General features: G+C 67.9%; 8 protein-coding genes and 1 pseudogene. 4 read left to right on the top strand and 5 right to left on the bottom strand.

Annotated elements, in window-relative coordinates:
- From ACR9ZJ_RS17210 to ACR9ZJ_RS17195, 4 genes are all read left to right on the top strand, one after another.
- Positions 1–1563: hypothetical protein (locus tag ACR9ZJ_RS17210; protein WP_481288439.1), on the top strand; the 1563-nt coding region annotated here is incomplete at its 5' end.
- A complete protein-coding gene (locus tag ACR9ZJ_RS17205) occupies positions 1560–3107 on the top strand; it encodes an oligosaccharide flippase family protein (RefSeq protein WP_481288438.1) in 1548 nt (515 codons plus the stop codon). The genes ACR9ZJ_RS17210 and ACR9ZJ_RS17205, both read left to right, overlap by 4 nt.
- The gene (locus ACR9ZJ_RS17200) at positions 3104–4237 is read left to right on the top strand and encodes a GNAT family N-acetyltransferase (RefSeq protein WP_481288437.1); all 1134 of its coding nucleotides are present in this window, start codon (positions 3104–3106) and stop codon (positions 4235–4237) included. Before ACR9ZJ_RS17205 ends, ACR9ZJ_RS17200 begins: the two co-directional genes overlap by 4 nt.
- 102 nt (positions 4238–4339) lie before the next feature.
- Positions 4340–5167 carry a TIGR04325 family methyltransferase gene (locus ACR9ZJ_RS17195; RefSeq protein ID WP_481288436.1) on the top strand — a complete coding sequence of 276 codons (828 nt, stop codon included), beginning with the start codon at positions 4340–4342 and terminating at the stop codon, positions 5165–5167.
- Here ACR9ZJ_RS17195 and ACR9ZJ_RS17190 read toward each other — a convergent pair.
- The 5 genes and pseudogenes from ACR9ZJ_RS17190 to ACR9ZJ_RS17170 form a co-directional block, all read right to left on the bottom strand.
- Entirely contained in the window at positions 5131–8229 is a 3099-nt protein-coding gene (locus ACR9ZJ_RS17190) for an efflux RND transporter permease subunit (RefSeq protein WP_481288440.1), read from the bottom strand. The two genes, ACR9ZJ_RS17195 and ACR9ZJ_RS17190, sit on opposite strands and share 37 nt — an antisense overlap.
- Entirely contained in the window at positions 8229–9326 is a 1098-nt protein-coding gene (locus tag ACR9ZJ_RS17185) for an efflux RND transporter periplasmic adaptor subunit (protein WP_481280170.1), read from the bottom strand. The genes ACR9ZJ_RS17190 and ACR9ZJ_RS17185 overlap by 1 nt, the downstream gene beginning before the upstream one ends.
- Positions 9323–10597: a TolC family protein gene (locus ACR9ZJ_RS17180; RefSeq protein ID WP_481288435.1), complete on the bottom strand. Its 1275-nt coding sequence runs from the start codon at positions 10595–10597 to the stop codon at positions 9323–9325. The genes ACR9ZJ_RS17185 and ACR9ZJ_RS17180 overlap by 4 nt, the downstream gene beginning before the upstream one ends.
- 70 nt (positions 10598–10667) lie before the next feature.
- Positions 10668–11033: a hypothetical protein gene (locus ACR9ZJ_RS17175; protein ID WP_481280172.1), complete on the bottom strand. Its 366-nt coding sequence runs from the start codon at positions 11031–11033 to the stop codon at positions 10668–10670.
- Between the two features lie 10 nt (positions 11034–11043).
- Positions 11044–11379, bottom strand: a pseudogene (locus ACR9ZJ_RS17170) (hypothetical protein); the annotation flags it as partial.

The raw sequence follows: 11379 nt of genomic DNA, 5'->3' as shown, positions 1-11379 counted from the left end.
ACAAGAACTCACACAAAAGCGCCGACAGGCGCTTCCACGGAAGCCGTTCGCAAGATCGAGGTGCGTCGGCTGGCGGGACGTGGCGACGATTTGCCGGTGACCATGGGAATTCCGTTCCCGCCGGGCCTGCTGCGCGATCCGGCGCAGGTTCGTATCGTCGACGGCCACGGCCGCGAGGTTCCCGCCGCCGTCGCTTCCACCCTGGCATGGCATTTCCGCGACGGCAGCGTGCGTGCCGTTCGCGTGCAATTCCGCGCGGCACCCGGCATCTACCACTTCACCCTCGACACCCCGCGCACGGCGGACATCGGCGGCTGGCCGTATGCCAGCGGCCTGGTCGACGGCCGGCTCGCCGCCATCGCGACGTTGACGCCGGAATGGCTCACCGCCTCCCTCATCGCGGGGCCACAGTCCGTGGCGGCGAACGACGAGCCCTACGCCCGTTATGTCGACGGCCAGTTCCGCTGGGCGTCCGCGCTGCCCACGAAGGATACGACGGCATGGTTGTTCGACCGGCCGTCGACCCTGTTCAAGGCCTATGTGCGCACGGGCAGGGCGGACTACCTCGAAGCGGCCGAGATGAGCTATCGCTGGTACATGGCCGGGATCAAGCGCGACGGCATGCCGGTGAGCCCGTCCTGTGGCGGGGGCTGGCTACCCGACGGCAAGCCGTGCGACGTGAAATACGTGTATATCGAGCCGGTGCTGCTCGCCGTGGCGCTCACGGGCGACGACTCCATGCACGACGCGGCGACCGTGGCGAAGATGGCCGGGTTGTGGGACAGCGGTGGCTGGAACGGTGCACCGGGGCCGTACCGGCATCCGGATGACTATTTCACCGAGCGCCTCGCCGGCCTCGGACTGGTCGAGACAGTGGCGGCCTATGAACTCACCGGCGACACACGCTACCGGCAGCGCATCGATGCGCGCGTGGGCTGGCTGCACGATCACCAGCGGACGAATCCGGACGGTCTCGGCGACGACGGCTCCTGGCGCAACAGCTGGAACGTGCATGAAAACGATCCGCACGGCGGTGGCGACGTACGCGGCGCCTCGCCGTGGATGAGCGAGAACATCGTGGATGGCCTGTGGCACGCGTGGCTGGTCACGGCCGACCCGCGCATCCCCGGCATGCTTACGGGTTTCGGCCGCTACCTGGAGCGATACGGCTGGATCGATCCGCAACGGCTCGTGTCGCCGCACGACTGGCGCAACGATTGCTCCGGCCCGCATGGACAGATCGCCTGGTACTGGTCGTCGTCGCAGGCCACGACCGACGCGCTGATGAAGATACAGGACACCGAAGGCTGGTACAGCGATGGCCACACGGTCGAGCTCGGCTTGCCGGTGGCGGCCGCATGGTATTTCGAGACCGATCCTGAGCAAGCCGCCGCGTTGAAGAAACGTTTCCAGGCGATCGCCGCGTCGTACAGCCCCGCCTGCGCGGCGATATCGGATACCTTGCGCCGCTTCAACTGGAACAATCGCGGCGCCGGCGTGGCGCAGTGGATGATGGCGCAGCCCGCGGGCGCCGGCACGCGGCAACGGACGGTATCGCCATGAACCGCCGCGTCGCCGTCTTGCGCAGCATCGGCATCGTCACGGTGTCCACGTATATCGAGTACGCGCTCGGCTTGTTGATGAGCGTGTGGATCGCCCGTTCGCTGGGCCCGTCCGATTTCGGCCGTTACGCCTTCACCGTATGGCTGTGCGGCTGGCTGATCGTCTGCTCCAACCACGCGCTGACCACCTCGTCGACCAAGTTCATCGCCGAGGCCGACGGCATGGGCGAGGCATCGCTCGCCTCGCATCTGGCCGCGCGTTTCTCACGTATCCAGACCTACAGCTCGCTGGCGGTCATCCTCCTGTTCGTCCTGATCGGCTGGTTGTTCCGCCCCTCCGAATGGGACGACTCCCTGTTGCCGATCATGGCCCTGGTGATCGTGGCCGTGGTCGCGAAAGCCAACTACGCCATGCTCGTCGCCATCGGCAAGGGACAGGAACGCTTCGAGCCGGAAGCCGTGGCCACCGTGGCCGCCGGTATCGTCGGCATGCTGCTCGTGCTCGGGGCGATGATCGTGCACGCGGACCTCGTGTCCTTCGTGGCCCTGTTCGCGGTGGCGTGCCTGCTGCTGAACCTGATCAACCGCATCGGTTATCGTCGCTGCTGTCGCCCCTATGCGCCCGGGCCGATCCCGCCCGACGTGAACAGGCGGGTAAATCGCCACCTCCGCCTCACGGCGGCCCTGGTCCTGATGGGATCGTTCCGCGTCGGCACGATCGAGGTGTTCCTGCTCAATGCCTTCGCCGGGTCGGTCGCGGTGGGTTATTTCGCGATCGCCGGGACGCTTACCCGCGGCGCCGTGCAGTTGTTCTCGGTGGGGCTCACGTCCACCTTGCTGCCGTACATGGCCAAGACCTATGGCGAGAGCGGAACGGCGCGTGCCGCACGTTTCCTTTCCGAAGCCACGCGCTTCTACTGGGCCGTCGGTATCGCCATCGCGGGGCTGGGGCTCGTCACCACGCCCGAGATCGTCCGGCTGATGTACGGCAACCGTTATGTCGATGCGATTCCCGCCATCGAGGCGACCCTGGTGCTGGGCGGCCTGTTGCTCATCGGCAATGGCATCGCCGCGTTCCAGACCGTCGTCGACCGCCAGGACGACCGCATCCGCATCGCCGTCGTCGCGCTGGCCGCCAATGTCGTGCTCGGCGCCGCGTTGATCCCGCCGCTCGGCCTGGCCGGTGCCGTCATCACCTATGCGGCGACGCGCGTCGTCGAGATGGCGTTGGCGATCCACTACCTGCGCAAGGCGACCAGCGGCGCCCTGCCGGTGGCGGCCATGTCGCGCCTGTTCGCGGTGGGTTTCGTCGCCACGCTCGCCGCATGGGGAGCCACCGCCGCCACGCCTTCGCGACTCGGCTTCCTCGTCGGCGGGGCCGTGTTCATGGCCCTGTACCTGCCAGGCAGCATGCTCGTTCGCTACTGGACCGGTGACGACCTCAACCTGATGACGGGTATCAGCCGTCGCCTCGGACCGCCCGGACGGTTGCTGATCCGGGGGCTTCGGTTCGTCCAACCTTCCGCGGCGAAGGCCAGCCCATGAGTTACGTCTGTTCCACCTTGCATACCCTGGACACCCTTCGCGGCCTGCGCGACGAACTGGCGCGCGTCGCGGAACAGCCGGGAGCGGCCAGCGGCATCGTGCAGCACCCGGACTGGATCGAGTACGAGGTGGTCAGCCGTCACGATGGCACCGTGCCGCACGTGATCGTCGTTCGCGATGCGGAGGGCCGGGTGGCGGGCTACGCGCCGCTGCTGGCCATCGATCACACGGCGCGGCTCGACCTCGCGGGGCGGCGGTTGCAGCTGTACCGGGGCGCGGCCCTGCGCATGCTCGGTGCCGGCGTCGTCGCCAACGAAGGGGAGCGTTCCGCCGTGGAACTGCTGGTGTCCCGGCAGATCGCCCACGACCCCAATATCCGCGTCGTCCGCATCCAGGAGGCGGACCTGCCCAATCGCTTCGCCGCCTCCTTGTCGCATGGCGGCGGTTTCCGCACCGTGGTGGCGCACCTGCTCGACCAGGTGCACTGGTCGATCGACCCGCAGCCGTCCTCCGAGGCATGGCTTGCCGCCATGGACAAGAAGAAGCGCGCCGACCTCGTGCAACGGGTCGGGCGCGCCTATCGCAAGCTGGGCGGTGACGCCGCGCTGCGCGTGTTCGATCGTGGGGAACACATGGCCGAGTACTGCCGCCTCATGAACGAGTTGTACGCGCGGACATGGCATCACGCCGACCTGCCCATCGACTGGGAGGCTCCCGAACGTGTCGCCTTGTTCCAGCGTCTCGCCGAGGCGGGCCAGATGATCGGTCATGTGGTGGTCCGTGACGGCCGGCCGCTGGCGTATGTGCACGGCTATCGCATCGCGGGCACCTATCTCGTCGACGATCTCGGCTACGACGAGGAGGTCGCGAAGATCGGCATCGGCTCGGTGGCCGTGTTCCAGGCGGTACGTGGGCTGCTCGACCGCTTCCCCGGCGAACGAATCAGCTTCGGCTACGGCGACAACCAGTACAAACGGCTGCTGTCGACGCGAGCGGAGCCGTGCGGATCGCTCTACGTGGTGCGGGCCACCCGCGCCACCGCTGGATTCCATATGTATGCGCCGCTTCGCTGGCTGTACCGCGGCCTGAGGCGCGTGCGTTCTGACATGCAGTCCCGCCGCCAGGGCTGATCTTCCCGGCCTCCTTGGCCGGATGGACTAGGCCTCTGGACGATGGGCAGGACGGGTTTCGAGGCGCAGGCTTAGGGTCGCAGGATCCGTCCAGAGGTGCTCATGAACACGCAAGTCGACTCCCGGCCGTACCAGGAGGCGACGGCAAGGCTGCCGTTGATCCGTTCCTTTCTCGAAGCGCGATACACACGGACGTTCTTCGCGCACCGGGCGTTGACCCACCATCTGTATCGTGGCGTGTTCCCCACGTTCGACGAGGCCCAGGCCAGCATTCCCGCGGCCAACACCAGCGGCTACGACAACACCGAGTCGGCCGAACTCTACCGCGAGCGGACCCGGCGGGTCTTCATCAACGACTATCCGATGATGTACTGGCTCGGCCGCTTCTTCGCCGACGGCGCGCGTACCGTGTTCGACATCGGCGGACACATCGGCATCGCCTATTACGCTTACCAGAAATACCTTGCCTATCCGGCGAGCCTGCGCTGGACGGTGATGGACGTGCCGGCCGTGAATGCCGCGGGCGAGCGCTGGGCGAAGGAGCACGACCCGGCCGGACGCCTGCATTTCGCCGACGAGGTGGCGAAGGCATCCGGGGTGGACGTGCTTTTCGCGGCGGGCTCGTTGCAGTACCTGCGTTACTCGCTGGTCGAGGCGTTGCAGGCGATGGAGCGGCGGCCACGCTTCCTGCTGCTCAACTCCGTGCCCGTCCACATGCGTGAGTCGTACTTCACCGTGCAGAACATCGGCACCGCCTGCTGTCCTTACCGGGTGACCGCCGAGCGCGAATTCCTCGGCGGACTCTCGTCGCTCGGTTACGAACTGCAGGACCGTTGGGAGAATCCGCAACGGTCCTGCATGATTCCGTTTCACCCGGAGCGTTCGCTGGATCGTTACTTCGGCTTCGCTTTCCGTTCCATCCAGTCGTAGACGACCGGCAGCAGCACCAGGGTCAGCAGGGTGGAGGTGATGAGGCCACCCACGACCACGGTCGCCAGGGGGCGTTGCGTCTCCGCCCCCACGCCGCTGGACAGCAGCATGGGCACGAGTCCGAGGATAGCGACGCTCGCGGTCATCAACACCGGCCGCAAGCGCAGGGAAGTGCCACGCAGCACGGCGTCGCGCACGTCGAGTCCCGCGGCGCGTTGCGCATCGAGGAAGCTCACCAGGACGATGCCGTTCAACATCGCCACGCCGAAGACGGCGATGAAACCGATCGCCGAGGGCACCGAGATGTACTGGCCGGTGATGAACAGGCCGAAGATCCCGCCGATGATCGCGAAGGGCACGTTGGCGAGGATCAGGCTCGCGCGGCGCAATGAATTGAAGGCGGTGTAGAGCAACACGAAGATGAGGAAGATGGTCGCCGGGACGATCAGGGCTAGGCGCTTGAGCGCCCGCTGCTGGTTCTCGAAGGCGCCGCCCCATGCGGTGTAGTAGCCGGTGGGAAGGGCGACCGACGCGCCGATGCGTTCGTTCGCCTCGCGGACGAAGCCGTCGATGTCGCGCCCGCGTACATCCATGGCGATGACGGCGTAACGCTGCAAGGCCTCCCGGCGGATGAACGAATAGCCTTCCGCCGTGGTCACCTTCGCCACCTGGCCGAGTTGGACCAGGGCGCCGGACGGCGTCCGGATCGGAATCCGCCCGATCGCGACAGGCGACGCCCTGCTGGCATCGTCCAGGCGTATCGCGATGTCGTAGCGGCGCACGCCCTCGAGCAGGGTGCCCACCGCTTCGCCGCCGATGCCGTTGCGCACCACGGTGAGCACGTCGTCCGCGTTGAGGCCGTACCGGGCCAGGGCGTCGCGGTCCACCTCGATGCGCAGTTGCGGCTTGCCCATGTTGGCCTCCAGCGCGAGGTCCGCCACGCCGGGTATGCGAGCCAGCACGTCCTTCATGCGCGAAGCCAGCCTGTCGAGTTCGCCCAGGTCGTCACCGTAGATCTTCAGCGCCAGCGTGGCACGCACGCCGGAGATCAACTCCTCCACGCGCATCTGGATCGGCTGGGTGTAGCTCACCACCGCCGTGGGCAGGAGCGCGCCGAGGTCGTCCTGCATGGCTTGTTCGATCGACTCCAGGGTCTGCCCGGCGCGCCACTGCGATTTGGGTTTCAGCGGCGTATAGACCTCCATGTAGTTCACGTCCGCCGTTTCGCCTTTCTCGGCGCGACCGATCATCGCCAGCGTGGTTTCCACTTCGGGGAAGCGGTTCTTTATCCGCTCGGCGACGCGCTTCGATATGCCGATCGATTCTTCCAGCGAGGCCGACGGAATCGAGGTGATCCGCCACATGATCGCACCCTCGCGCAGGTTGGGCATGAATTCCTTGCCCAGGAAGGGGAACAGGACCAGTGCGGCCAGAAGGGCGGTCCCCGCGAGGCCGACCACGATCGGCCGGTGCGCGAGCGACCAGCGCAGCACGCGCGCATAGCCGCGTTTCAGCCAGGCGACCAGGCGGGTGTCCTTTTCCTCGCCAGGCTTGAGCAGCAGGGCCGCCAGGACGGGAATGAGCGTCAGCGCGAGGACCAGGGACCCCGCCATGGCGAAGCCGATGTTGAAGGCCATGGGCCTGAACATCTTGCCTTCCAGCCCTTGCAGGCCGAAGAGCGGCAGGAACACCACGATGATGATGAGGATGGCGAAGGCGATCGGCGTGGCGACCTCGCGCGCCGCGTCGCGCACGGCCGCCGTGCGGTCCTCCGGTTCGCCGCGGGCCTTGCGCTCGGCCATGAGGCGGAACGCGTTCTCGACCATCACCACGGCGCCGTCCACCATCATGCCGATACCGATCGCCAATCCGGCGAGCGACATCAGGTTCGCGGAAAGCCCGACCTGCGCCATGCAGATCACGGCGATCAGCAGGGCCAGCGGCAAGGTCGCGATGACGATCAGGGCGCTGCGCAGCTCGCCGAGAAAGAGGAACAACACCACGGCGACGAGGATCGATCCTTCCACCAGGGCGCGCGTCGCGGTGCCGACGGCGGCGTCGACGAGGTCACTGCGCTCGTAGACCGGACGGACGACGACGCCCTCCGGCAGGGCCCGCGTGAGCGTCGCCAGCTTGGCCTTCACGGCGTCGACCACGTTGCGCGCGTTTTCGTCGATGCGGGCCAGCGCCTGTCCCATGACCACCTCCTTGCCATCGCGGGTTACCGCGCCGGTCCGGGGTGCGCCGGCTTCGATGACGGTCGCCACGTCGCGCAGGTAGACCGGGGTGCCATCCGTGGATTTAAGGACGATGCCGCCGATATCGGCGGCATTCCGCACCAGGCCGAGGCCGCGCACGAGGTATTGTTCGCGACCGACGTCGACGACGTTGCCACCGACCTGGGCGTTGTTCGCTTCCACCGCCTGCATGACGTCCTTGATGCCGAGGCCGTGGGCGAAGAGCCGGATCGGATCGACGCGCACCTGGTACTGCTTCTCCTGCCCACCCCAGGACGTGACGTCGTCCACGCCGGGCGCGGTGCGTAGCACCAGGCGCAATGTCCAGTCCTGCAGGCTGCGCAGGTCCATGTCGGAGGGCGCCTTGGCTGTCGCTTCGTCCTTGCGCTCCACGGTGTACCAGAACACCTGTCCGAGCCCCGAGGTGTTCGGTCCCATCTCGGGCTTGCCATAGCCCGCGGGAAGCCGGTCGCCCACCTGTTGCAGGCGCTCGTTCACGAGCTGGCGTGCGAAGTAGATGTCCGTGCCGTCGTCGAAGTACACCGAGACGTACGACAGGCCGAACAGGCTCACCGACCGGATGTCCTCGACGCCGGGCAGTCCGGCGAGCGCGGATTCGACGGGCGTGCTGAGCAGCCGCTCCACATCCTCGGCGGCGAGGCCGGCGGCCTCGGTGTAGACATTGACCTGTACCGGTGTCACGTCGGGAAACGCGTCGATGGGCAAGCCGCCGGCGGCCCGGATGCCGAGCAGGGCGACTACGGTGAACGCGATCAGCACCAGTGGCTTGTATCGCAGCGAGAGTGCGACGAGGCGTTGCAGCATCATTCTTCCCCCAGTTGCGAGCGCAGGAGCCTTGCCTTCAGTGCGAAGGCGCCCTTGCTCACATAGACGTCGCCGGCACGCAGCCCTTGCCGGATCGGGGTCCAGCCATTGACGGTCGCGTCCGTTTCCACGGCGACGGCGTCGAAACGATCGGCCGCGCCGCGGCGCACGAAGACGGTGGGCTGGTCTTGCAGGAGCAGCACGGCTTCCGCCGGTACCGCCAGGCGCTGGTTGGGAAGGCCGATGGCGATACGGCTTTCGACGAGTTCACCGGGATGCAGGAGGTCGTCGCGGTTGTCGACCCGGATGCGTACGGCCACCGTGCGCGTCGTCTCGTCGGTCTGGTGCGAGCGCTGGAGCACCGTGCCCGGAAGTTCCGTGCCGTGCGCGCCCACGATCACCGTGTCGCCTTGCTTCACGCCTTTCGCCGCGGCGGGAGGTAGTCGCGCCTCGACCCAGACGGAGTCCTCCGTCACCAGGGTGAACAAGGCCTGCCCGGGTTCCACGCGCTGGCCGACGAGGAAGTCGTCCGTGGTGATCCGTCCGGCGTGCGGGGCCAGCAATTCGAAGCGGCCGTCGGCGGCGGACGAACCACGCGCGATCAAGCGCGCGATCTGTCCTTCCGACAAGCCGTACGCCCGCAATTTCGCCCGGGCCTGGTCGCGGGCCACCCGTGCTTCGTTGTAGCGCCGTGCGGATACGGCCTGGGGACCGAGCGCGGAGACGCGCTGCCAGTCCTGGCTGGCGACGAGCAGTTGTCCCTGCGTCTCGGCCACCTCGACGCCGGAGAGCTCGACCAACGGCGTGCCGGCGGCCACCACGTCGCCGAGTTTCGCCCGGCGCGCGACCACTTGCGCCGCGATGCGTGGGGAAACCAGCAGCGTGGAATAGGCGTCTGCCTTCACTTCGCCGGGCGCGACGATCAGGTCGTGCATCGCGCGGGGCCGCAGGGTGTCGACGACGATGCCGGCTTCCTTGATGGCGGCCTCGTCGAGGGCGAGCGGATCGTCGCGCTTCTCGGCGGGCGCCTGGGCGTGACTGGGTGCGATCGCCAGGAGGGCGAGCATGAAGATGAGTCGGTGGAGATGGGTGTTCATCGGGCGATATCCAGCGGAGCGCCGTCGATCCAGTCGTTGAGACGGCCGGCGGCGGCGAGGTAGTCGAACCAGGCCTGCCAGGCCTGGCTTTCGAGGGCGAGACCGGACAACGCGGTATCGAGGCTTTGCTTCAATTGCACGAGGTAGTCGGAGGTGCCGATCTCCCCGGCTTGCCACAGCCGTTCCAGCAAGGCGGTACGCTCGTCGAGCGCGCTCGCCCGGCTTCCCCGGAAGGCCCGTACGGCGACGAGCAAGGCCGCGTACGTGGCCTGCTGCTGTCGCACGCCGGCGTCCGAGCGCAGCAGCACCGCACGGCGGTTGGCGCTGGCGGCGTCCGCATCGGCCTGCGCCGCGGCGATCTCGGCGCGTCCCGTGTTCAGTACCGGTAGCGGAATCGACACGCTCAGTCCGACGACGCGATCGCTGCGAGCGCCGTCGCGCACGCGTCCGCCGGTGAGGCTCACGGTCGGGTCGGATCGACGGGCACGTTCGGCGACGACGATGCCGGCCTCCGCACGTTCCTGTTCGGCACGTGCCTGGACCACTTCCGGCCGCTGCCCGGTCGCGAGGGGCACGACCGTTTCCGGTGCGGGCGGCAGTGCCAGGGGCAACGGTGGCAACGGCCAGGCGATATCCGGGTCGACGGTCGCGAGCGCGGCATGCGCCGCCGCTTCCTGTCCGGCGAGCGAGGCTTGCTGGATTTCGGCTTCACCCAGCGCCAGCGCGGCGAGGTCGCGTTCGGGGCTGCCGATGTCGCCGACGGCCAGTCGCTGCGCGGCCAGATGGTCGAAACGCCGCATCAGGTCCACGCGCTGGCGCCCCAGTTCGTTCTGCCGTGCGGCCAGCAGCGTGGCGCACCAGCCCTTCAGCCATTGCGCGGTCACCTCGCGCCGTTCGAGCGCATAGGCCGCCTCGCTCGCGCGTGCGGCGGCATCGCCCTCCGCCGCCCGGGCCCGGCGCTTGCCACCGAGGTCGAGCGCGAGACTGGCTCCGGCGGTGCGCCGATCGACATCGGCGTTCTCGCCTTCGAGGGTCAGCGAAGGGTTGTATACCGGCTGGTCGGCGGCACGGGCCCGCGCCTGTCCGGCACGCCTCGCGGCATCGGCGGATTGGAGGCGTGGATGGTTCGTCCACACGCGATGCAGCGCGTCGCGCACGGCGGGTGGGGCGGAAAAACCGGCCGGTGATGCGGCGAGCGCGTGGGGAGCGAACGCGCAGGCGGCCAGCCACAGGCACACGACGCCATAGGGCGTGGTACGCGGGGAAAACATGGGTGGATCTCCTGGAATCGGGCACGAATCGACGCGGCCGTTCAAGCGGCCGGTATCGGGCGGTCGGACGTCAGGCGATCGGAGGACGCAGGGGAGAACGCGCGAAGGCCGGCGTCGCCGTGACCGGCGGGGCGGACCTTACGCGGGAGACCAGCGAGGGGACGATCACGCTGGCGGTGCTTGCCGGCAGCGCTACGGCGTGGGCGCAGGTGCAATGGCAACCCTTGCCTTCGTCGAGCACGCAGAAGTCGGCGTCGTCAAGCGTCGCGGTCGAAGCGGCGGCGCCCATGGCATCGCCGGAGAACGCGACACGCGGGCCGTCGAGCACGCAGAAGGTCGACATCGCGACCTTGAACAGCAACACCGCGAGCGCGAGCATCCACACGCCGCGATGGCGGCGCAGATGGGTGAACAGGCGTGGCGTGTGGCGGCGCATGGCCGCGATCCTAAAGGACGGCGGCGGTGTTAGACAATTCCACCGGGGTTCCATGCGGCTTCGCGAGCTCGAAATCGCGGTATGCGCCGGGGTCGCCGGTCATGCCGGCTTCGGCGGCCTTCGCGATGTTGTACATCTCGCGTGCCGTCACGTAGTGCAGCACGTGTCGCTTGCCGTCGTTGTAGGCGGATTCGAGGTAGGCGTGCATGTCGTCGACCGGCTTGCCCAGCAACGTGTCCATGTCGTCTTCCTGCGTGCCGTGCGTGTGGATCTTGATGAAGACCCATTCCGGCCGCCCCTCGACATGGATGCCGGTCCGAACCCACTGGTCCACGCGGGATGGGGT

This window comes from Luteibacter sp. KNZ12-1A (assembly GCF_056755675.1).
This window is presented reverse-complemented; position numbering and strand designations above follow the sequence as displayed.